Here is a 24,352-nt window from a genome sequence, read left to right on the forward strand (position 1 = left end):
ATAAAATAATGAAACCTATGGGTATCTTATCTCTGAACAAGTATAGATGGAAAATGATTACCATGTTGATGTTGTTATGTGGTCTAAGCGTTGTCTGGGCTATACCAGCACAAGCGAAGACTAATCTACATTCATGGACGATAAAGGACAAAGGAACAATGAAAGATACAACAGCGGGGATCGTGCTTACTTCCGATCCCAAAGAAAATGTGAAAGCCCTTTCAGCGACAGTATCAACTGACTTTGTGTACGAAGCAGATGTGACGATTCAAAATCCACAGACCGATGCTTCACTTATTTTCCGCTCGAATGCTGAAGGGTCAGCTGGCTACTGGTTGAAGGTCATGCCGACATCCGGTCAGATTCAGTTGCTTAATTCTTCAGGGACAAGTGGTACATTACAGCAATCGTATCCTGTAGACCTGCAAGCAGGGCAGACTTATCATGTGAAAGTCAAAGCAGAAGGCGATCAGCTTAGTGTCTATTGGGACAAACAATATCGACCTGTGATGCAAGTGACTGATACTGCTTATCGTTCAGGTCATCTGGGCTTGCATGTATGGGATGGGAGCGCTACGTTTCAAAATGTTATTATAAGTGATCTCAATACCAATCTGACTACGTCCCTACTAACAACAGGAGTATGGATGCCTCATATCAAAGGCAAAATAGTGACTGCAACGCAAGAAGCATTGCAACTGTACAATCTGCGTTCAACCGATTTGATAGCCGAAGCAGATATTTCTTTTGCTAATAATATACAGGGAACAACCGCAGGTCTAATCTTTCACGCCAATGATAAAGGAACCAATGGTTATGTAGTCCAGCTACGTCATCAAGGCAATACGATTGGGGTGGAATTGAAAAAAAGAAATGGCACTCTGATTGCCAAATCAACTCAGCAGTATATTCATCAACCTAATAGTAACCATCATCTAGAGATTCGGATGATCCAAAATCGTATCCAAGTCTTTGTCGATGGATATACACCGGCTGCTATTCAAGCTACAGATAGTAGTTACACCAAAGGTTATACAGGTATGCTTGCCCAAGGAGGTCAGGTTATTTTTCAAGACTTATTTGTGACGTCACCGGCAGATGAGTATACAGAAAAGTACCGTCCGCAATATCATTATTCTGCTTCACGAAATTGGATCAGTGATCCGAATGGATTGGTCTATTTTGAAGGGGAATATCATTTATTTTATCAAGATGGAGGACAATGGGGACATTCGGTCAGTACTGATCTTGTCCACTGGAAAAGGCTACCGTTTGCTCTGAAATGGAACGATCTAGGGCATATCTGGTCAGGAGCAGCGATAGCCGATACTACCAATGCTTCCGGTCTATTCGGCTCTTCCGGAGGTAAAGGATTGGTTGCTTACTATACTTCTTACGATCCTGATGCGCCTAACGGTAATCAGAAAATAGGATTAGCCTACAGTACTGATCGAGGACGAACATGGCAATATTCCAAAGAACATCCTATTGTGATCCAAAATCCAGGCTATACGTCTACTGAAGCAGGTGGATGGGATTTCCGTGATCCTAAAGTGGTTCGGGATGAAGTCAATCAACGTTGGGTGATGGTAGTCTCCGGTGGAGATCATATTCGTTTCTTTACATCGAAGAACCTAATCGATTGGACATGGACTGATAATTTCGGTTATGGAGATTATATTCATGGCGGAGTATGGGAATGCCCTGACTTATTTCCTCTGCGGGATCATCAAGGAAATATCAAATGGGTATTGATGATCAGTACAGGAGCGAATCCCAAAACAGCAGGCTCTGATGCAGAATACTTTATAGGTGATCTAACGGCTGAAGGTACATTTACCAATAATAATCCGGTCGGCAACGTTTTGAAAATAGACTGGGGCAAAGAGTTCTATGCCGCTACTTCATTTGCGAATGTTCCCGATGGACGACGAATTACACTGGCATGGATGACGAACTGGGATTACCCGTTTGCTTTTCCTACCACAGCTTGGAAAGGTGAAATGACCATTCCACGAGAATTATCACTTCAGCAGACGAGCGAAGGATTGCGATTATTTCAAAAACCGCTGACCGAATTGTCTTCTTTGCGAACGCCAATACGTACTATTTCTAATCAGGTTATCTCAGAACAATCTGCTAATCCGTTAGCCGGTCTTCAAGAAGGTAGTTATGAGATTGAAGCTGAGATTGAATTGCCGGTGAGTCAGCCAGCACAAGCATGGGGATTTGAAGTTCGTACAGGCAACCAGCATCAAACAGACATCGGTTATATCCATGCAGATCAGTCTTTATTTATTGATCGATCATTGTCAGGCAACACAAGCTTTGCCGAGTTATTTTCGAAAAGGCATGCCGCGACAGTGCAACCGATCAACAATCGAATTCACTTACGTATCTTTGTAGATGCTTCTTCAGTTGAGGTGTTTGCTAATCAGGGGCAAGTCGTTTTTTCTGATTTGATTTTGCCAGATCCACAAGATACAGGGATGCGTTTGTATAGCAAAAATGGAGAAATTAAAATTATCAACTTAAATGTATATCGTCTACAAAGTATCTGGAAACCCTAATATTAATAAAAACTATTTTAATCCAGTTCTAACATATAATTGTTTCACTTCTGCTGACCGATATTACTAATACTAACTTCATTAGTAATCAGCAGGAGGGGAACAAATATGTCTAAAAAGAAGTGGATTATTCCTATTTATATAGCGGCTATGGCGTTAACTGGATCAGCCGGAGTCTATGCAAGTTCTACATTAGAAAGTATCACAGCGTCGCTCAATCACAATCTTAATATTGAAGTCAGTGGTAAAGCCTACAAGCCGACCGGACCCAATGGAGAATCATTATCTCCTATTGTGTATCAAGGAACGACTTATTTACCAGTGCGTTCGATCAGTGAAGCTTTAAATACAGATGTTAATTATGATTCAAGTAATAATAAAATTTCAATCATGCCTAAGTCGTCCAGTGCTACCAGCAAACCAGCTAGTACTTCGACCACTCCTAATGTTGCCCCTACAACTCCAACTGTAAATGAAAAAAATAGCATCAATACATCTACACCTTCTGCAACCACACCGCCACCAGTTATAGAGACATTAAATCCTAATGATAGCGGCAGAATCGATGTAGCAGGAACAGCACCCGAAGTAGTGACCAGTGTTGTCCCTGTTAATCCAGCGCTTAGTGTGGTAAATACACCATTGATTACAACCAAGTACTTACCGCTTGATTTCCCGTTTCCATCGGATACGACATCAATCAGTCTAAGAGAATCGGTAGCAGGCGATAAAAAGCAATTGTTAATGATCTATGCAACACAGATGGATCTAGTTACGCTCGGTAATGCGTATCAAGCTTATTATGGAGCTCAAGGTGTAGTAGAATCGAATACTCGTATTCAGCCGGATACACTGAGTCTTGTAGGCACCAAAAATAATGCATTTGGATTTTCTATTCAAGGAAATCCACGTTCGATCGCTCCGGGATACAACCAGATTCGAGTCACTTTAGTACAACAATAATTATCATTTGATTATGAAAGCATACGATCCTATGAGTATTCAAGGATCGTATGCTTTTTTGTTGATCATAGCGTGGAAACGATACTGTAAAATGATTGAAAATGAGCTCTTTTCATGAGAAAAGCTTCACAATACCCATTTTTGAGGTTTAGAATCAAAAAACATGTAAAATTTTCAGAAAATTTCAAAATAGGTAGTGCAATCGCAAAAATAGTGTGCTAAGATACCAAGAGTTTGAGAGGAAACCGTCGGAATTGTTTTGAAACATTCATGCAAAAGCGTGAAGTGAAGCAGGCTGGATTGCCTGTATAAGTAACACCCGAATACGAACAAAAGGAAGGTGATCTCATGAGCGCTATGACATCCACCAATGAAAGCAATGCAGTGATTAACAAACAATTTAACCTTTTCCGGTTAACATGGCCAATCTTTTTAGAAGTATTTCTGTTCATGTTAATGGGGATTGTTGATACTTTAATGTTAAGTGATGTATCGGATAATGCAGTCGCAGCTGTCGGCACATCCAATCAGGTTATTTCTATCGCTATATTAGTATTAGAAGTGATCGGTAACGGAGCAGCAATCGTTGTCGCACAGTATATAGGTTCTCGTAAAGTATTAGAAGCAAGTCGTATCACCGCTGTAGCGATTACGCTTAATTTGGCAGTAGGATTGTTGCTCAGTGGTACCTTCCTATTACTTGGCGGATATTTAATGGAGAAAATGCACTTGCAAGGTGAAATTCTTGCTCTTGCTAAAAGTTATATTGCTATTGTCGGTGGAGCGATTTTCTTACAAGCACTCATCAACACATTAGCAGCTGTCATTCGTACGTATGGATTTACCAAAGAAACAATGTTTGTATCGGTATTTATGAACGTGATTCACGTTGTGGGTAACTACTTGTTGATCTTCGGTCACTGGGGTCTGCCACAAATGGGTGTACAAGGTGCAGCAATCTCGACGATTGTCAGTCGTCTGATCTGTGCCGTGATCTTCTTCTGGTTATTGTATCGTGTGATGGAAGTACGTATTCAGATTAAAGATTACTTCCGTATGACCAAGAAATATATTATGCAAATTTTGAAAATTGGCGTGCCTTCTGCGGTTGAACAAGTCACTTATCAATTATGCCAGCTTGTCTTCGTATTCTATGTAACGTATCTAGGTAGTGAAGCAATGGCTTCGCGTCAATATGCTAATAATATTTCAACCTTTATCTATCTGTTCAGTATTGCGATTGGTATGGGTACAGCGATTATTGTTGGTCGCTTAGTCGGAGCAAATCTGAAAGATCAAGCGTACAAACGGGTATGGTCGAGTGTGAAATGGGCGATGGCGGCTACACTGGTGATGGATATTTTGATTATCATTTTCCGTGTGCCACTGATCGGCATGTTCACCGACAACCCTGAAATTATTCGAATGGCTTCACAGGTCATACTGCTCAGTTTCTTACTGGAGACCGGACGAACCTGTAATATTGTGATTATTAACTCGTTACGTGCTTCAGGAGATGCCAAGTTCCCTGTCTATATGGGACTGATCTCGATGGTATGTATGAGTTTACCGCTCGGCTATTTATTTGTTTTCAAAATGAACTTGGGACTTGCAGGAATCTGGTTAGCGATTGCGGCAGATGAATGGGTACGTGCTGTTATTATGTACTTCCGCTGGAAGAGCAGAGCATGGGAAAAACATTCTCTTATCCAGCATGATGAACCGGAATCCAGAGAAAATGTCCCAGCTGTAGCACCTGTATAACAGAATCTAATTTTATGGATAAAAAATAAATGCAATTTACCAACCGTTTGAGTCTTTTTCTACAATCGTAGAGGGGGATTCAAGCGGTTTTTTTATTCTATTTTGCAAATAGTGATTACAATCACCCTGCGGTTTGTGGTAGCGAGCTATGCTTGAGCCAAGTGAACAATACAACTAAGGGGGATATACATCATGTTTTGTTATCAATGTGAACAGACACCATCAGGTGGATGCAAAGTGATCGGGGTATGCGGGAAAAATGAGACAGTCGCCAGTCTACAAGATACGATCATTTTCGGGCTCAAAGGGGTTGCCGCTTATGCGACTCATGCTCGTCAATTGGGATATACCCATCCAGAAGTCGATCGTATTACGCATGAAGCACTCTATTTGACGTTAACCAATTCGAACTTTAATGTACAAGAACATATCGATATGGCTTTACAAGTAGGACAAGCCACTCTTCATATTATGGATACACTCGATCAAGCCCATACCGACCGCTTTGGGATTCCCCAGCCAGTGACAGTAAGCTCGAATCAAGTGGAAGGGAAATGTATCGTGGTTACCGGTCATAATTTATTTGCTTTAGAAGCTCTATTACAACAGACTGAAGGATTGGGCATCAATATCTACACTCACTCTGAAATGTTGCCTGCTCACGGTTATCCTCATCTCAAAAAGTACACCCATCTTAAAGGCAATATCGGCAAAGCATGGTATGATCAGCGCCGTTTATTTGAGAATTTTCCCGGAGCGATCTTAGCCACAACCAACTGTGTGATGCCGATCAAAGGCAGTTATGCGCACCGCTTTTTCACTTATGGGGTAACAGGCTTAGAAGGGGTGACCAAGATAGAGACCGAAGACTTTAGTGAAGTAATCGCCAAAGCGCTTTCTTTGCCTGAAGCACATATGCAGTCTGATGCTGTTATGACGACAGGTTATCATCATGCGAATGTACTTGGATTAGCCCCTGAGATTATCGAAGCCGTTCAAAGTAAAAAGATCCGTCATTTCTTCGTGATCGCAGGCTGTGATGCGGCGGGTAAAGGTGGCGATTATTATCGGGAGCTTGCGACTTCTCTTCCACAAGACACCGTTATCTTAACTACTTCTTGTGGTAAATTCCGCTTTAATGATGTCGATTATGGCACTGTGCCGGGTACAGATATTCCGCGCTATATGGACTTGGGACAATGTAACAACTCGGGCTCTACTGTTAAAATAGCTATGGCACTAGCCGAAGCGTTCGGTTGTACGATGGCGGAATTGCCTGTCAGTATTGTGTTGTCGTGGTTTGAGCAGAAAGCAGTCGCTATTTTGCTAGGATTATTCAGTCTAGGGATTCAAGATATTCGAATCGGGCCGAAGCCACCCGAGTTTATTTCAGACGGTGTAATGGACGTTTTACAATCGACATTTGGATTGAAATTAATTGGTGATGCGGCCACCGATATGGCAGATATACTTTCTTAATGTAAAGAAACCGCAAGCAGACAACCTACTTCTTGTTCTATCGTATAATAGTTGGTCATATAAAAGTGTTCTTCAAACCACTCCAGTACAGCAGGATGTTGTAATTCATGATATGTAGATTGCAGTCCAAGATCGCTTGCAGACGATGTACTTAATGAATCATCGGTAATCGCGGAATGCACAACAATACGGTCTGTCAGACAAAGCCGTCCATGTGGCTTGAGTACCCGATGAATCTCAGTCAATGCAAGCAATTGCTGTTGTGGATTCAAATGGTTAAAGGTAAAACTAGATACGACAAAATGGAAATGGTTATCTGGATAAGGGATGGCAAGCACATTACCTATTCGTGTCTCGATCATAGGGAACTTGTTCTGGCACTGCTTCAACATTTCCTGCGATTGATCGACACCCGATAGATGAGCGCCTGAGGTTAATAATCGACCGGCAAGATTGCCTGTACCGATCCCTAGATCCAGTCCATGTTCACCTGAAGTCGCATGAATCAATTCTGCTGTATACGTTAGTGCTTGCTCATAATGCGGATAATCTTCGCTCCGGGTCTGTACGTCTTCATCATGCGTCTGAGCACGCTGATCAAAGTTCCATTGGTCTTGCCAGTTCTGACGCAATTCACGCAAATGTTTGGCTTGATCCGCCAGATGATAAATCTCTTGAATCGGCAAAGTCTGCTGAGTCTGTAATAAATCAATCATCTGCTCGGTCGTTTCAGCCATACGTTTCATTTCTAACCACTGTGTTGTCAGCAGAGAACGTTGTAGTTCCAGATAATAACGTAATCGCTGACTATCCGGTAATCCTTGTGGTTCTAACGCTTGCTTAATCTCTTTGATCGCCATACCTGCTTCACGAAGCGCTATAATCGTCTGCAAGCGCCAGATATCTTCTTCGACAAAGATACGATACTGATTGTGTTCACGCTGTACAGAAGGCAACAGACCGTTTTGTTCGTAAAAGCGGATTGTACGTGTCGAGATACCCAGACGTTTGGAAAGTTCATTGATTTTCAAAAAATCATCGTCCTTTTGTGTGAAATTATACTCAATCATATCATGAACGATCAGAAGAACATCAACCGTATTTTTGCTGATGTTCTTTTTTCATGCGAATATAATCAGGGTCGACTTTGGCTTCCTCCCATTTTACTTTGAAAATACGAGCGGCTTCCGCTTTGATAGGATCGTCGGTATAAGGAAGAACTTCGCCATTTTCATCATATTTACGACCGCCTTTGTGATTGGTATAACGGCGTGCACGCGTATAACCCATTTGTAGAAATTTGCGAGCCATATCCATCCCGATAAAATCTTGTTTTTCCTTATAGTCTAGAAACATCGCATAGATTTTCTCAGAAGATTCGGTAGCAATCTCCGGTGTTTTGAAGCGCCAGTGAGGTAAGATTTCACCTTTATAAGGTTCCACCATCAATACACCTTGCTCTCCTTTACCGACTCGATATAATTCGGGTTGTTGGCGTAGATCTAGCTTCGTATAGTCTAAGGTATAATCAAATTTTTCAGGCATACTAAGAACTCCTTTGTATAGATAGGTAACTCTCTATTACCCGATTTGTCGTTTTTTATGTCAGTTTGCAAATAACAAAAAGCAGATACTCTATCAAAAGAGAATATCTGCTTTTTGTTGTACTGAATTAGGATGGCAATATTACGAATGATCACCCATAATATCTTTAATTTCATCTTTGAGTGCATCTGATTTGGTTCCGAAAATCACCTGTACAGCGCCTTGTCCTAGTCGCATCACACCTGCTGCTCCAAGCTTACGGAGTTCACTATCGTTGACTTGACGATCGTCTTTGACGACCAGACGTAGACGAGTAATACAAGCATCAATACTCTCGATATTTGGAGAACCTCCTAGTTGATGCAACACTTGAGCCGCTTGACTATCATTAGCGCTAATCGTTGGCTGTGCACTGATTGCCGCAGATGGTGTTAACGGATCAGAAGATGTTTTTTGGAGATCTACTACAGCTTCGTCATCTTCACGACCCGGCGTTTTGAGATTGAATTTCACGATCAAGAATCGGAATAGGGTATAGTAAACGACTGCAAAAGCAAGTCCCACTGGGATCATAATCAGTGGATGCGTAGCTAATTTCATATTCACAAGGTAATCGATTAGACCTGCTGAGAAACCGAATCCTAATTTGACATTCAGTAGATACATTACCAGACCGGATAAGCCTGTCAAAATAGCATGTACCAGATACAACCCTGGTGCTACGAACATAAATGCAAATTCTAAAGGTTCTGTAATCCCTGTTAAAAAGGACGCTATCGCAGAACCGATAAAGATTGAAGCTACGGCTTTACGTTTTTCAGGACGAGCGGTATGAATAATCGCAAATGCCGCCGCTGGTAAAGCAAACATCATAATCGGGAAGAAGCCAGACATAAACATTCCTGCTGATGGATCGCCTGCGAAAAAGCGTGTTAAATCGCCATGTACTACTTCACCAGCAGCATTGGTGTAATCACCAATTTGGAACCAAGCAATCGAATTCAATACATGATGCAGTCCGATCGGAACGAGTAAGCGGTTCGCCATCCCGAATATAAAAGCACCAAGCCCGCCAAGCCCTACAACCCATGTACCAAAAATCGCAATCCCATCTTGAATAGGACTCCAGATCATACCGAACAATGTAGCAAGAATGATTGTAGTAAATGCAGTAATCATCGGTACAAAGCGCTTACCTGCAAAGAAACCTAACCAGTCTGGTAATTTAATATTGTAAAAGCGTTGGTATAGATATGCTGACCACAGTCCGACCAGTATCCCGCCGAGCACGCCCATATCTAATTTTACATCATCAGCAATATAACCGAATATCGTAGGCACAATACTTAATATTTTGACTAAGATTAGATATGAAATGACTGCGGATAGCGCTGCTACTGCATCACGAGCAATACCGATCGCTACCCCAATCGCAAAGATCAAAGCCAGATTACCAAAGATCGCACCTGCGCCTGCTGTCAAGAATGGAGTAATATAATGATTAATAAATCCACCGACTGTTGATCCTAACGGAATATCAGTCTCATAATTTAACAATCCCAACCCTTGTAAAATAGCTGCGGCAGGAAGTGTAGCGACTGGAAGCATTAAAGAACGTCCAATCTTCTGCAAAAATCCTAACATAGGTAATCCCCCTTAAATAGATGTAATGAGTGTACTTTGTATACATCATGCACAACCAAAATAGAAAGAAATTCTATATCTTGGCTGTGCAAGATAGCTGATTATACGGTCTTGCAGATACGGATTAGGGTTGATACGTTCGAAATAATCGGTATAAATGCATAGTCAAAAAGCAAACCTCATCTTCAGGTATTGAGACGTTAAGCTCTTTCTCCATCACAACTTTCATTTGATTGGCTAGTATATATTCTTCGGCATACTGTTCTCGTATCGGCTGAATCAACAGATTTTCAACCAGTGATCCTTGGACGATACGTTCTAAAGAAAAGCGTAAGTGAATCATTAAGCGTACTTGATTCATACTGCCTTGCTGAAAGGTAATCTGTTTCTCTTGCTCGATCATCTTTTGCAATTTGCCGAGTAATGTAGACATTTTCACCAATTGTCCAACAGGCACATGACTGACAGCTGAATGAATATGATACGTTAGAAACCCTGCTTCATCTTCAGGAATCGTAATATCAAAAGCACTACAGATCATCTGCAACGCTTGTAGAGCAACTTCATATTCTTGCGGAAAACAGACTTGAGTCTCATACAGAAAAGGATTCGTAATCTCCATATGGTGGCGTATCCGATAGACAGTGAACTGAATATGGCTCGGTAATGCCAAATAGATTTTGTTATGAAGCGTTTTGTTGAACCGCTTTTCGATCATTTGAATAATCTGATCCGAGACTTCCATTGCTTTATGATCAATATCTTCAAAAAAGCTAGGATGATTCATCAGTTGTTCACGATCTTCCAACCGAAATCGCTTTTCGATGCGATCATCGTCAGTGGAAAGGGTCGTTAGATTTTTAGCAGCAAAGCCCAGTCCTTTACCGAGCAAAACATATTCTATATCTGTTGTTTCATCAAAAGCCATCACGATGTTATTGCCAACTACCCTCTGCACAGATAGCCATATACTCTCTTTACTCATAGATGAAGCCCCCTTTAAATCCCGCTAAGCTTATAGATTCAATCCGGCAAATAATGAATACGCAAAAAAGAGCCAAGTCACGAATAATAAACGTGTAGAATGGTCTACAGCATCTGATATTCGTTGCTTGGCTCATGCCCATAATATGGTAACACGCCGATAGATTTTAAAGTTTTGAATGCGATTTCATCATGTAGCATATAACGATCGCAAATGATCGTCAAGGTTATATTTTACGGAAAATCTCGAATATTTTCCAAAAGTACAGGATTATTCAATAAAATAAAGTTTATTCATCATATTTTGCATAAAAACCTTGAAAAATGCCCAAATTTTGAAGAATAGGGGTTGAAATTTCTTCTATAATCAATTACAGTAGTAGACGTTGTTATATGTTCGTTAGCTTTATCCTAACTAAATAAAATTCATTGATGTATAATGTATAACCTCAATAATATGGTTTGAGGGTCTCTACCAGGAACCGAACAATCCTGATTACAAAATTAAGTGTGCTCGTCGCACCCATCTTTTGTAGTCAGGATTTTTTTGCGTCTTTACGAGCATAAACTTCTACGGACTATGATGGAATAGACGCAAGTCACTTGCTGACATCAAGAACAAAGGAGAAGATAGATATGAATTTCAAAGTATTAATATTGACGATTGCTACATTTACAGTCGGTCTGATTGAATTGATTATCGGTGGTGTATTGCCACAGATCGCATCCGACTTGAATGTATCTGTAAGTACAGCAGGGCAATTGATTATGATCTATGCCTTGGTCTACGCCATCTCTGGCCCAACACTACTTGCAGTAACGGCTAAGGTGGAGCGGAAAAAGTTATACCTATGGTCGATGCTTATCTTTACACTGGGTAGTCTGGTTGCGTTCTGGAGCCCAACGTATGGTATCTTATTCTTATCTCGTATTATCACAGCGGCAAGTGGTTCGCTGATTGTAACGTTATCATTAACGATTGCTGTCAAAATCGTGGCTCCAGAATATCGGGCACGCGTAATCGGTATTATTTCGATGGGTATCAGTTCTTCCATCGTACTTGGATTGCCTTTCGGCGTATTAGCGGAAGAAGCATTCGGCTGGCGTGTATTGTTCCTTGCGATTGCTGTATTGACACTGGTTGCTATGGTGGTTGTACATCTATTTATGGATCATGTTCCTTTAGAAAAGATGCAGACATTGAAGCAACAACTGGCTTCACTTAAAGATATCAAAATTATTAGTGCTCATCTAGTAACGATGCTTACTTTAGCAGGGCATTATACATTATATGCGTACCTTACGCCTTTCCTTGAAACCATGATGGGTCTAAATTCCAACTGGATCAGTATCGTATACTTCGTATTCGGTCTTGCAGCAGTAAGTGGCGGGATGATCGGTGGAGCATTATCAGATCGTCTAGGTAGTAAAAAGAGTATTTTGCTAGTGGTAAGTGTGTTCGCTGTTATTATGTTCACTTTGCCGATGGCTAGTCAGTACGTTTATATATTCCCAATTGCACTATTTATCTGGGGTGCACTAAGCTGGGCTCTTGCTCCGGCTCAACAAAGTTATTTGATCCAATATGCACCGGAATCTTCGGATATCCAACAAAGCTTTAACTTCTCAGCATTGCAAATTGGTATTGCTGTAGGTTCTGCTATGGGCGGTGTATTGATCAAAAATACAGGCAATATCGCTATTAATGCTTGGGTAGGTGGCGGAATTATCGTGGTTGCTTTTGGAATCGCCTTGTTCTACTTATTGTCCAAGCCTGTAAGATCTCGTAATGTAGCGAATACGATTACTCGCTAAAATAAATATCATTATGTATGGTTTTAATATAGGGTGAATTAAAAAACACGGATATGATCTGCGTCTAAGATCTTATCCGTGTTTTTTTGATTAGTACAGATAATAAACAACTGCTATCTTGATGCAAAAATACAGTGACATGGACTATAGATCATGCTATCTTAGCAATGAAAAACCAATACATATCAGAGGAGATAATAATGCCAAAAACAGATTTCGCAAACTTTAATTGGCTTAATGAAAATGCTATACGTTTTGAAGAGGACAACGTTATTTTACATGCACCTGCTCAAAGTGATTTCTTTTGCAATCATGGGGGCGTATCAGAAGAAGGAATCACACCTGAATCGTTGACCAATGCTCCTTTCTTTTTTACAGAGGTATCTGGTGACTTTGTGATGCGTGTACAAGTGAAGCATGATTTCAAAGATGTCTATGATTCTGCTTCGATTATGGTGATGCAAGATGAAAAGCTATGGGCGAAATTATGTTTTGAATATACTGATTTTTATACACATTCGATTGTAAGCGTGATCACCAATACATTCTCAGATGATGCTAATGGCAACAATGTAGAAGGCAATACGGCATGGCTTCAAGTGGCACGTGTTGGGCAGTCATTTGCTTTTCATTATTCGTTAGATGGTGTTCGCTTTGATATGGTTCGATTCTTTTATTTACCTGTCGATCAACAAGTGAAAGTAGGATTACTACCCCAAGCCCCTACAGGTCAAGGTGGAGAACGAACATACTCGCATTTTTCGTTAGAACAAAGAACAGTCAAAAATATTAGAGTGGGCAAATAAGCAGTCGATTCCGTTCTATTGAAGTGTGTATGTTTTTGGATGAGTTTTTTGGTTGATTGTACAGCTACCTGATTGTTATGAGGTAGCTTTTTTTGTTGTTTTAATTGGAGTGAATCATTATTTATGTCTAGATCGTTTTGTATATTCAACTATAAAATTATAGACGAAATCAAAAAACGTTTGCTTTTAAATAAACATAAATATATAATATCTATGAAATGAATAGATAAAATCAAATTTGTCTAGAAGGAGATAAAGATATGGAAAAAAATCAAGAAATATCAGATCGATTCTGGAAAGCAGCGTTATCCGATCTGAAGCGTGGTTATGTATTCGAAGAAGATACTCATTCATTAGGTCGTTTTATATGCTTGATTGATGGGAAGACGTGTGAAAAGGGAGTAATTTATCAAGAAGAAGGGGTCTTTTACGAAGCAGAACGTTATATGCCACATTATATTCAGCAACAGCACACATCTATGTTTTCTTATTTGTTGGAGCTAGATAAAAAGTGGACAGGGCTCACGGATATCCAAAGTGGAATGGTGCAATCTTTTTATCAAGGGCGTTCAGATACGGAGATTGTGGCTGAAGTGGGCGGTAGCAAATCAACAATTCGTAATCACCGCTTTGCGTTACGAGAGAAGACCAAGCAAGCCAAAGTATTTCTAGCGATTATGGAATTATTAGAAGAACAGCAAAATGATCCAGCTCCATTAGTGTCTGTGCATCGTACAGCAACGATGGTGGATGAGCGTTATGCTGTGACTGAGAAAGAAAGTAAAGATATTTTAAATCAATATTTCCCGGATGGATTAGAAGGTTCACTAACCAATTTTCCGCGTAAAGAAAAGCGCAAAATTGTTATTTTACGCCATCTGATGAATGGCTTCGAACTTGGTAAAAAGTATACAGAAAAAGAAGTTAATGAGGTTCTGAAGCGTTCTTTTGCAGACTATGTTACCCTACGCCGCTATATGATCGAGTATGGATTTATGGACCGATTAGATGATGGAAGTCAGTACTGGGTAAAACAATAAGTGCTAGCAAGCATAAGTACACAGAATTTAATATTAAAAAGTGTGATATGTAAGTTAGTTATCATGTATAGAATAGATTAAAAAAACCTCTCTGACACTCAAAGCACAGAGAGGTTTTTGATCTATTTATTTAGCACGCAGTTCTTTTTGAATCTGACAGATACGACTTTGAGAAATACCTAGAATACGAGCCAATTCATTTTGCGTTGCTTCTGGATTAGCTTTCATCGTATCTTCTACTTTCGTCAGCATTTCCCCCCGTTTACTCCGTGATTTACGTAAAGATGATTGTAGATTGCGATTAGGTGCGGGTGCACTAGGCATATCTTCTAAAGCGATATGTTGAGTCTCATCGCCCATCTGTTCGGTACAATCTCCACAAATAAATTGATCTTTATAATAGATTAGATTGTCAAATGTTCCGCAAAAGATACATTGAATTCCTTTATGTTTCCGAAAAATAATTTCTTTTTCTGTGATAAAGAATTCCATAGGATCGCTGACACCAATTTCCATCGTATCGCGTATTTCTTTCGGAATAACGATGCGTCCTAGACTGTCCAATTGACGGACCATACCGGTTTTTTTCATAAGAGTTCCTCCGCTTGGTCAAATTTATAAAAGAGAAAAATAAAAGTAACTAGAAAAGTAAGGTTATTTACTTTCTAATCCCTTATTTGTATAAATTCATAGTAACATCGAATATACAGATAAGGAACAAAATTAATGCAAAAAATATAACTTCTATATTTAGTTAACTACATAATTATGCATTAAATCAATTGAAGATGCTTATTTTCTATCGTGAAAATATAAATTTTCATTATGATTTAGATCTAATTAGTATGATTTAAGCATGAAAACGGATAAAAACAAAAAATATCAAATTTGAATAATTTGTATAAAAATTCATTTAAATATATAATTGTTTATTTCAATATTAGGAATCATTTAGCCGTAAAATCACCTGCTTATCGATTGACATTAAGCGTTTTAAAGCAATATGTAACATCTACTTTGTTATCATACACCCATCTGCGAATAGATTCAAATTTCAGATATACATACGATACTATAAACATATCTGAAATAAAAAAAGCTACCTGTTAAGGTAGCATAACCATCATCAATACAGGAGTAGCAGCGAGTGTGAATAACGCCGCCAAAATCATCGAAATACTGGAAATCGTACCGGTTAAAGAACTAAGCTCAAATGCTTTGGATGTACCTGTTCCGTGTGCCGCTGTACCAAATAAAATGCCTCGTGCAATCTCGCCGTCGATCCGTAACCATTTCACAATAAAAGGACCTACAATCGTACCGATCAATCCGGTCATAATCACAAATACCGCTGTTACTGTAGGCACACCGCCAATCGCTTGAGAAACGTTCATAGCGATCGGTGTAGTAATCGAGCGCGGAATAATACTGCTCATCAGACCACTATCCAAATGTAAAAGCTTCGCTAATAATGCAGACGAAGTTACCGCTACAATCGAACCGAATAGAACACTGGATACAATCTCAACTGCATGCTTTTTGAGGGTTTGGATATTTTTGTACAATGGAATAGCAAAAGCAATCGTCGCCGGCTGTAGTAATCGAGATAACCATTGTCCACCTTGATTATAAGCGGTATAAGGCACATGAATAGTCAGCAAAAGAATCACTAGAATCAGTGGCGTAATCAGCAGTGGAGATAGATAGACACGCGGAAAGCGGCGATATATTCTTTTGGTGACCATATAGATTAACAATGTTAGTAGTAAGAATAATAAAGTATTCATCCTGCGTGACGCTCCTTCCGCTTGGCCATCGTTCCAGCAAGTAATCCTGAACTGACCATCACTAATATCGTGCTGAGTATAACAATAACGACAATTCGTACCCCATCATGTTCTAACATCGGGATATAATTCATAATACCGACCGCTGAAGGAATAAAGAACAATAACAGTTCAGCCAGTAACCAGTTCGCTCCAAGCTCTACCCATTCAAGCTTGATCACTTTGGTCTGTAACAATATAAATACAAGAGCAATGCCGATAATACTACCCGGTACAGGTAGGTGTAACCAGCGCACCAATACATTTAACAGTTCAGAAAAGCCCATCAGTACAGCAACCTGAAGTATTCCTTTCATGATATTTCTCATCTATGTTAAACCTTCTCTCTTATTGACTCCGAATGATTGTCTATATGAAAATTTTACATCTGTTTCTTTCATAGGTAAAATTCATATATGGCATGAAATGTATTCCATCTGTCTATAGGAGGAAAGCGACATGGATATTCGGCATTTGCAGTATTTTATGGAAGTTGCGAGGTTGGGAAGCTTTACCAAAGCGGCAGAAGCGCTGTTTATTACACAACCTACGATCAGCAAAACAATCCGTTCATTAGAAGATGAATTAGGTGCCAAGCTGTTTAATCGAATCGGGCGTACCGTCGAATTAACCGATGCAGGCAAAGTGATCCAGCATCAAGCTCGCATTATTGTAAAGTCTTTTCAAAATTTATCCTCCGAGTTAGACGATCTACGAAACCTCAAAACAGGGCATTTACGTATCGGATTACCACCAATGATCGGTTCACGATTTTTCCCACAGATTATTGGAAAGTTCCATCAGTTGTATCCAGATGTAACGATTCAGCTTTTTGAAAATGGTGGAAAAAAGGTAGAGCAAGATGTTGCAAACGGTGCGCTAGATATTGGAGTCACTGTATTACCTGTGACCGAGAATGTATTAAACCATTTCTCCTTTACCGAGGAAAAATTGAATCTACTCGTACCGAACCATCACCGATTCGCGCACCAAGATTGTGCTGAGTTAAGTACACTCGCAGAAGATTCATTTATTATTTTTAGTGAAGACTTTACCTTGCATGGTCGTATTATCGATGCGTGTATCCGAGCAGGATTTCAACCGAAAGTGATCTATGAAAGTTCGCAGTGGGACTTAATTAGTGAAATGGTTGGAGCAGGCTTGGGAGTAGCTCTTTTACCTGAGACCATCTGTCAGCAGATTAGCCGGGATCATGTGCATATCCTGCCATTGGTGAACCCGTCTATTCCTTGGCAACTGGGCATGATCTGGCATCAAGACCGCTATTTATCTTTCGCCGCTCGCGAATGGCTTCGATTTACAAGAGAGTTTTTGGGGAAATAAAGGGTGGCTGTGGAAGTCATTAGAGATTGGTGAATAAGGGTATGCCTATTTGAGGGTGTATCCTTTTTTTAGTAGTCTGAGTAGATATGTAATCTAATAAAACTTATAGTTAGTAATTTTTAAATTATATAGTATGAAATTAAAGCATCAGCATCTAAGATAAAGAGAATTAATATATAAATGTATATATTTAAAATTGCTTAAAGGTAGTAGTAAAATAATATTAGAGGAGCTTTAGGTGTGGAAAGATATGAAGTAGAACAAGTAGTCAAAGAGCTAAATAAATATATTGAAAAAGAGCTATGGTTTGATTTTACAGTTATAAGTTTGCTTCAAGATGAAATGATTATCCATGGTGGGCTTAGTCTTAGTTATCCAGACATCGAGATCAAATTCAAAGGGATTTTCTTTACTTCTTTATTAATGGACTGGTATACAAATACAAGTCACATGTCTCTATTTCTACTAAATGCAGAAGAAGAAAGACAAATGAATTTGAAATTAAAAGTAGAACATTCACATTACATTTTTAAATTTTTAGCTGAAGAATATTCTGAAGAGGTCGAATTTTTGATTGTAGCACAACAGATTTCATATCGTTTGTTAACAGCTAAGGAGAATATATGATGTACTAACATAAGCGAACTGACTATTGATGGGATAGGTACGTTAGAAGGGTTCACAGAACCTCATAAAGTTGGTGATCATATTACAAATCCATGTCCTGACATGATCATCGCATATATTTTATATTGGATACCTGATCAAGCAGAAGATTTCTACAAAGTACTTGTAAATGACTATATCATCTTAGATTTAGCAGTCGCTATAGATTTATATCAAGAAAAGAGACGATATTATGATCTTGTATAACATAGGAGAGTATAGAGTATGAGAACATCAAAAGAACGTATAGCTGAATTTGGTCAACAACATAGAGCATTTCCTAATCTAGAATCTCTACATGCTTATCGTGATCTGAGCAAAAGCAATCGTTCAGAATACAATATAGAGGTTATTTTATGTAATACTTTTGTTGAAGGAAATAGTAAAATGCGAATCACCTTTCTACATGCAAGAGATATTAACATAGGTAGCTTGGAAGGAATACTAACATTAATGATTAAAATAAACGACGTATCCAAAGACCAAATGGAAGATATCAATTACAGAATTGTTGAAGAAGAAAATCTTACCTTCTCATTTTATTGCAAAGATTTTGATTTCGAAATGATATAGTTTTAAATCAACACTAATTTTGTTACATATCAAAAAAATTGAGGGAACATATTATTATATCAGTAGCTATCTATTATTTTATAGAATAATAGATAGCTTTCTTTGTCATTTAATTGGAGTTAAACTTATTAATCAAAATTTATTATATATAACGTACTCACTTAAATAATCCATCCTCCGGTTTTTGTAGATATGAATGCTTTTGGTAAAATAAAGAGATTACAGTACAATAGAAATGATGCTTACTCAACAACCTCAACAATCTTAACAAACCAAAGAAACAACCAATAGAGAGAAGGTGCGGAAGGTGACGACCGTTATCGATATTTCAGTACGGACTTTAGTGGAATATGTGTATCGGACAGGTAGTATCGAATCAGGCTTCCGTGTCGCTCAGTCGATGCAAGAAGGAACACGTATTCACAAACAGATTCAAGAAGGATACGGCGAACACGGGGAAAAAGAAGTCCATCTCAAAACCGAAATCGCTTATCATGATCTGCTCTTTCGGATCGAAGGGCGCTGCGATGGATTATGGGTGGATGAACAAGGGCTACTCACTGTCGATGAGATCAAGTCCACTTCGATTTCAGCAGAGGATATTGGAGACGGGCGAGAGGTGCACTGGGCGCAAGCACAGATGTACGGTTATATCCTCGCACAAGATCGTCATCTGGAACAGGTGAGAATCCAATTAACTTATGTACACAAAAGCAGTGGCAAAGAGACCAAGCTTGAACGTATACAGACCCGTGCACAACTACAACAGTTTGCTAACGATACGGTAGCTGAATATGCACCTTATGCGGAAATGATCGCCAAGCACCGTCAGAAGCGTAACGATAGTATTGAGCAGTTAGCGTTTCCTTTTGCCGGTTACCGATCCGGTCAACGTAAATTTGCAGGAGCAGTCTACAAAACAATCGGTGAGAAACTGAATTTATTTGCCGAAGCACCGACAGGAACAGGTAAAACGATTTCGACGTTATTTCCAGCGATCAAATCGATCGGAAGCGAGCAAGCAGAACGATTGATGTATGTGACTGCCAAAACGGTCACCAGAGCCAATGCCGAAGAAGCACTACAACGGATGGAAAGCAGTGGCTTGAATCTACATGGAGTGACGATTACTGCCAAAGACAAAGTCTGCTTCTGTTTGGCAAATAGTACAGGCGGACGCGATAATTGCGAATATACAGAAGGTTACTATGACCGTATTAATGGCGCTATTCTTGATATGATGAGTAATGAAACACTGATGACCCGTGCAGTGATCGAACAATATGCGCAAAAACATCATCTATGTCCATTTGAATTATCGATTGATTCTTCGTATGCGTCAGACGCTGTCATTTGCGATTATAACTATGTGTTTGATCCGAAAGTTTCATTCAAACGTTTATCCGATGATATGCGTAAAAAAACGATTTTGTTAGTCGATGAAGCCCATAATCTGGTCGATCGTGGACGCAATATGTTTTCGGCAGCATTGAACAAGTCTGCTTTTCTGGATTTGAAAAGAGATTATAAAGACTCGGCGGAATCGTTAGCCAAAATCTCTAGTGCGATCAATGCGTACTTTATTCGGTTACGGAAGCAAGGCGAAGATGGCAAGTTGATCCAGCGACAACAAGCCCCAGAAGAAATTTTCCCACTGTTAGAAGAGTTTGTGATTCGAGCTGAAGTTACCTTGCTAGAGCAAGGAGATCAGGGGGATATCCAGTTGTTGCTGGAAACGTATTTTGCGGTGCAGGCTTTTCTACGAATTGGGCGATTGTATGATATGGAGAGTCATATGACGTATGCGGAAGTGCAGGGTAGTGATGTGCATTTACGGATGTTCTGTATTGATCCTTCGCTACAACTTCGACAGACGGCTAAAGGATATCGCTCAGTGATTCACTTCTCAGCGACATTATCTCCAATTCGGTATTACCGCGATATGTTAGGGGCAGAGGAAGACGATTATAATATTTCGATTCCATCTCCTTTTTCACGAGAACAATTGGAGGTACAGATTGTACCGTTGTCTACACGTTATCGGGATCGGGAGCGTACACGAACAGAACTTGCAAATGTACTGGCTCAACTGATCAATAAGCGACCAGGCAATTATTTAGCTTTTTTCCCTTCTTATCAATATATGCAAGATGTGATTGATATTTTTGAGACATTAGATGTAGAAACAGATGTATTGATTCAGCAGTCTGGAATGGCAGAAGAAGAACGAGACCGTTTTCTGAATGCTTTTCAAAGTGATAATCCGCGTACCTTAACAGGGTTTGCGGTGATGGGTGGAATATTCAGTGAAGGGATTGATCTAGCGGGTGATCGCCTAACAGGTGTCATTATTGTCGGTGTAGGGCTACCACAGATTGGACCTGAGCGAGAATTGATTCGTGAGCATTTCAGTCAGGCTGGATTCAATGGATTCGATTATGCGTATGTCTATCCCGGAATGAACAAAGTCCTTCAAGCGGGAGGTCGCCTGATTCGTACCGAAGAAGATCGGGGACTATTGATGCTGGTGGATGATCGCTTTTTGCAACGTCCTTATTATCAGTTGTTACCAACAGAGTGGCGTAGTGATTCTCAGCCATAAGATTTTATAAAGTGATTTATAGATATAGATCACAGATTCAAAAAATACCCCTGTACAGTTCATATCGCAACTGTGCAGGGGTATTCGCGTACAATTCTATAGTGTAACCCTTAAATACTTATTTCTGTGAAGCTTTGGTAATTTCGCTATATGCCCAGTGTCCAGGAGTTACATCTTTCCAGCTACTTGCTGTAGTAGACGTAGAAGATGTGTCCTCACCCAGTACACGATTCAATACAGTAACAATCTCAGCCCGACTGACTGCTTGATTCGGATAAAATTGACCGTCTGGATATCCTTTCATCCATCCGGATTGAATGACTTCACTGATCGTATCAGCTGCCCAGTGCCCTTGAACATCTGCTGGCAACAAAGCTGTAGATGTGCTGTTCAGTCCTTGCCAGCGAGTAATCAATGTAGCGAGTTCAGCGCGAGTCATCGGTTGAGCAGGCTTGAAGTTGCCGCCCGGATACCCTTGTAACCAACCGCTTCCTTCGATACTTTGAATACTGGAAGCTGCCCAGTAAGAAGTCGGTACATCTTTAAAATCGGTACTGCTTGTGGCAGTGGCTGTTGTTCCTGCTTGTTGTAATGTCAGAGCACGCTCTAACATAACCGATAATTCCGCACGGGTAACTTTCTGATCAGGACGGAATGTGCCATCTGGATAACCTTGAATATAACTGCTTGCTTTTACATTGGTTGTCGACTTCGGAGGTGCTTTGGTCGTTGCATCGGTATTTTTAGCTGGTGTAGTGGTAGTGCCGTTCGCTAATTCATTATACGTTGGATTATCATCCAGCGCAGATGCTCCAATAGCGCTTCCGCCTCCACCGCCAGTGACCACTTCAGTTGATGGTAATGGTTCAGTCGGTACAACAGGTACAAATGGTGCTGTTATGACCAGTGGTGGAGAGACTGGCAAGCCTGTATACGTGTCTGTTGTTGGAGTCGTTTGTGTTGGCATTGCTGGTACGGAATCATTTGGAACAGGTTCTGTAGTCTCAACAGGTACTACAGGTGGAAGTGTCGAATTAGAAGATACCTGAACCTTATAAAATTTGGAAATTCCATTAGTACCACGCACTTCGAGCGTAATCGTTGTTAATCCAGATTGAAGTGTTATCGGTTCTTCCGCATATACACTATCTGCTACCGTCACATTATTAATAAGAAGTGATGCGTCTGGATTATAGACACTCGCTTTTACTGTTGTCTGTGTGGTTCCATCAGGTAATGTTACCGCATAGGTTGTATTTTCAGGTGAGAATGAAGGAGTTAAAGCTCCATTTTCAATAGATAAAGAAGCAAGATCTGTTCCCAAATCAGGTGCAGTGGCATGAATCACAAAGCTTTGTTCCAAATTACTGCCATTACTACCTGTTGCTAATACACGAATTGGATAGCTGGTAACGCCTCGTGTCAGTGCTTTGGTGGTCTTCACCTGATTATCTTGAATAGTGAAATAATCGTTAGCACTACTTCCCTCGCCACCAATCAATGTGTAGGTAAAGGAATCTTGTACTTTTGGATTTTGAGTAGAGGTGTTCAGTAAGCCTGCTGTTGTGCCAGCATCTACGCTCCATGCAATCGTATCGCCGGTTAACGTGATCTCGGAAGGGACAGCTAGTGTGCTCGCCGCATAATCTTCTCTAATTTTAGATAGCGCACCATTCATATTGGAATCTAGACTACTATAGAATACCAATTCGGTTGTGCCACCGGGTTCTAGATCGCCAGCATTAAATGTCAGTGTTAACCAATCATCGGTAAGATCAGCTGGAATATGCTGACCGCCATCTTTTTTAAAAGCAGGTTCGATATAAGGGTTACGACTGAATCCTACAGATGCTTGAGCACGTGGATCTTGTGCCACATACATGAAAATATTATCACTGGTATTCCCAATCGCCGCTGCAATCGCTTCGGCATCTTGAGGTGGATTGGAAGGAACCCAGTTGATCGTACTGTTATCTTCATGGAAATCAGCATCAATATCAGGATCAAGGAAGCGCATATAATGAACATCGTACACGGAATCTGTAACGCTGTTATTTTTGAGTGTGATAGTTGTTTTGAAAAAAGCATCTCCCGGCTTGAAGGAAATGTTCTGTTGGACAGCGAGTGCTTGATCAGATGTGTTGCCAGATGTTTGAGCGATTAATTGCTCATCCGTGGATAAATCCTGAGTGGTGCTTGGAATATCAATACTTCCACTTTGTTCTTCGTTCACAAATGTGAGTGGAGACTTAGAAGATACAGACGGTTTGTAACCGACCACAAAACCTTCTGAAGGGCTTCCCGGCAATACATAATCACCACTGGTCATGTCCTTACCAAAATCATAACCGTCTTTGTCCACATTCATACCAATATTGCGTCTCAAATCTCCGGGATGAAAACCGGATGGGCTGTCACTGTCTGTACCGAGTGTTCCACTGCTGGAAATCCCGAGTTCAATATAGGTTCCACCCAGGAATGTATCCTGACCGTTCTGCACATGTCTTGCTAATTCTGATGCGTGTGTTGGAATCGGTGGTAGTAGTAACAAGACAGCCATCACACTACAGATACCTGTTTGTAGCAGACGGCGTGGGTAAAACGGATTACTGCTCATCAGTTATAGTCCTCCTTTATATATGAATAGTTCGCAAGAATTTGCAAACCTATATAACTGTTTATCGTAATCAAATGATTTAACTTTACATTTTTATGCAAAAAAGATTAAAAA

The 24,352-nt window shown here is 40.1% G+C and carries 19 protein-coding genes and 1 riboswitch; of the genes, 11 read left to right on the forward strand and 8 right to left on the reverse strand.

Annotation, left to right across the window (positions count from 1 at the left end):
- Positions 1-8: 8 nt before the first annotated feature.
- The 4 genes from RCP16_RS20520 (at position 9) to hcp (ending at position 6,776) form a co-directional block, all read left to right on the forward strand.
- A complete protein-coding gene (locus RCP16_RS20520) occupies positions 9-2,570 on the forward strand; it encodes a glycoside hydrolase family 32 protein (protein ID WP_308641207.1) in 2,562 nt (853 codons plus the stop codon).
- A 108-nt stretch (positions 2,571-2,678) separates the two neighbouring features.
- Entirely contained in the window at positions 2,679-3,533 is an 855-nt protein-coding gene (locus tag RCP16_RS20525) for a stalk domain-containing protein (RefSeq protein ID WP_273592649.1), read from the forward strand.
- Positions 3,534-3,881: 348 nt separating this feature from the next.
- A complete protein-coding gene (locus RCP16_RS20530; RefSeq protein WP_069328051.1) occupies positions 3,882-5,297 on the forward strand; it encodes an MATE family efflux transporter in 1,416 nt (471 codons plus the stop codon).
- A 192-nt stretch (positions 5,298-5,489) separates the two neighbouring features.
- A complete protein-coding gene (hcp, locus tag RCP16_RS20535; RefSeq protein WP_308641208.1) occupies positions 5,490-6,776 on the forward strand; it encodes a hydroxylamine reductase in 1,287 nt (428 codons plus the stop codon).
- Here the strand turns inward: hcp and RCP16_RS20540 are convergent.
- The 4 genes from RCP16_RS20540 to RCP16_RS20555 all read right to left on the reverse strand — a co-directional run bounded on the left by RCP16_RS20540 (position 6,773) and on the right by RCP16_RS20555 (position 10,950).
- On the reverse strand, positions 6,773-7,807 hold the full coding sequence (locus RCP16_RS20540) for a methyltransferase domain-containing protein (protein ID WP_069328053.1): 1,035 nt from the start codon (positions 7,805-7,807) through the stop codon (positions 6,773-6,775). The genes hcp and RCP16_RS20540 overlap by 4 nt on opposite strands.
- A 61-nt stretch (positions 7,808-7,868) precedes the next feature.
- On the reverse strand, positions 7,869-8,321 hold the full coding sequence (locus RCP16_RS20545) for a DUF4385 domain-containing protein (protein ID WP_308641209.1): 453 nt from the start codon (positions 8,319-8,321) through the stop codon (positions 7,869-7,871).
- 141 nt (positions 8,322-8,462) lie between these two features.
- On the reverse strand, positions 8,463-9,965 hold the full coding sequence (gene nagE, locus RCP16_RS20550) for an N-acetylglucosamine-specific PTS transporter subunit IIBC (protein WP_308641210.1): 1,503 nt from the start codon (positions 9,963-9,965) through the stop codon (positions 8,463-8,465).
- Positions 9,966-10,089: 124 nt separating this feature from the next.
- Positions 10,090-10,950, reverse strand: coding sequence for a PRD domain-containing protein (locus tag RCP16_RS20555; protein WP_069328057.1), 861 nt, complete (start codon positions 10,948-10,950; stop codon positions 10,090-10,092).
- A 418-nt stretch (positions 10,951-11,368) separates the two neighbouring features.
- A riboswitch (purine riboswitch) is annotated at positions 11,369-11,468 on the forward strand.
- A 117-nt stretch (positions 11,469-11,585) separates the two neighbouring features.
- Here RCP16_RS20555 and RCP16_RS20560 point away from each other — a divergent pair.
- From RCP16_RS20560 to RCP16_RS20570, 3 genes are all read left to right on the forward strand, one after another.
- Positions 11,586-12,764 carry an MFS transporter gene (locus RCP16_RS20560; protein WP_069328058.1) on the forward strand — a complete coding sequence of 393 codons (1,179 nt, stop codon included), beginning with the start codon at positions 11,586-11,588 and terminating at the stop codon, positions 12,762-12,764.
- Positions 12,765-12,964: 200 nt separating this feature from the next.
- Positions 12,965-13,570, forward strand: a complete 606-nt coding sequence (locus RCP16_RS20565; RefSeq protein WP_308641211.1) for a DUF1349 domain-containing protein — start codon at positions 12,965-12,967, stop codon at positions 13,568-13,570.
- 260 nt (positions 13,571-13,830) lie between these two features.
- Positions 13,831-14,610 carry a DUF2087 domain-containing protein gene (locus RCP16_RS20570; RefSeq protein WP_308641212.1) on the forward strand — a complete coding sequence of 260 codons (780 nt, stop codon included), beginning with the start codon at positions 13,831-13,833 and terminating at the stop codon, positions 14,608-14,610.
- A gap of 126 nt (positions 14,611-14,736) precedes the next feature.
- Here the strand turns inward: RCP16_RS20570 and RCP16_RS20575 are convergent, their stop codons facing one another.
- From RCP16_RS20575 to RCP16_RS20585, 3 genes are all read right to left on the reverse strand, one after another.
- Complete coding sequence (locus RCP16_RS20575; RefSeq protein ID WP_069328061.1) at positions 14,737-15,201, reverse strand: AbrB/MazE/SpoVT family DNA-binding domain-containing protein; 465 nt, start codon at positions 15,199-15,201, stop codon at positions 14,737-14,739.
- A gap of 515 nt (positions 15,202-15,716) precedes the next feature.
- Positions 15,717-16,397: a CidB/LrgB family autolysis modulator gene (locus RCP16_RS20580; RefSeq protein WP_069328062.1), complete on the reverse strand. Its 681-nt coding sequence runs from the start codon at positions 16,395-16,397 to the stop codon at positions 15,717-15,719.
- The gene (locus tag RCP16_RS20585) at positions 16,394-16,765 is read right to left on the reverse strand and encodes a CidA/LrgA family protein (RefSeq protein ID WP_137223156.1); all 372 of its coding nucleotides are present in this window, start codon (positions 16,763-16,765) and stop codon (positions 16,394-16,396) included. The genes RCP16_RS20580 and RCP16_RS20585 overlap by 4 nt, the downstream gene beginning before the upstream one ends.
- A 130-nt stretch (positions 16,766-16,895) precedes the next feature.
- Here RCP16_RS20585 and cidR point away from each other — a divergent pair, with 130 nt between their 5' ends.
- The 4 genes from cidR (at position 16,896) to RCP16_RS20605 (ending at position 21,621) form a co-directional block, all read left to right on the forward strand.
- The gene (gene cidR, locus RCP16_RS20590; protein WP_069328064.1) at positions 16,896-17,780 is read left to right on the forward strand and encodes a cidABC operon transcriptional activator CidR; all 885 of its coding nucleotides are present in this window, start codon (positions 16,896-16,898) and stop codon (positions 17,778-17,780) included.
- 240 nt (positions 17,781-18,020) lie between these two features.
- Positions 18,021-18,407, forward strand: a complete 387-nt coding sequence (locus RCP16_RS20595) for a hypothetical protein (RefSeq protein ID WP_308641213.1) — start codon at positions 18,021-18,023, stop codon at positions 18,405-18,407.
- A gap of 264 nt (positions 18,408-18,671) precedes the next feature.
- Positions 18,672-19,019 (forward strand): PIM8 family immunity protein, encoded by a 348-nt coding sequence (locus RCP16_RS20600; RefSeq protein ID WP_308641214.1) that lies wholly within the window; start codon positions 18,672-18,674, stop codon positions 19,017-19,019.
- A gap of 307 nt (positions 19,020-19,326) precedes the next feature.
- Positions 19,327-21,621, forward strand: a complete 2,295-nt coding sequence (locus RCP16_RS20605) for an ATP-dependent DNA helicase (RefSeq protein WP_308641215.1) — start codon at positions 19,327-19,329, stop codon at positions 21,619-21,621.
- 118 nt (positions 21,622-21,739) lie between these two features.
- On the opposite strand, the gene RCP16_RS20610 is transcribed toward RCP16_RS20605, so the two are convergent.
- A complete protein-coding gene (locus tag RCP16_RS20610; RefSeq protein ID WP_308641216.1) occupies positions 21,740-24,238 on the reverse strand; it encodes an S-layer homology domain-containing protein in 2,499 nt (832 codons plus the stop codon).
- Positions 24,239-24,352 lie beyond the last annotated feature (114 nt).

This window comes from Paenibacillus nuruki (assembly GCF_963311185.1).
GTDB classification, from domain to species: domain Bacteria; phylum Bacillota; class Bacilli; order Paenibacillales; family Paenibacillaceae; genus Saccharibacillus; species Saccharibacillus nuruki.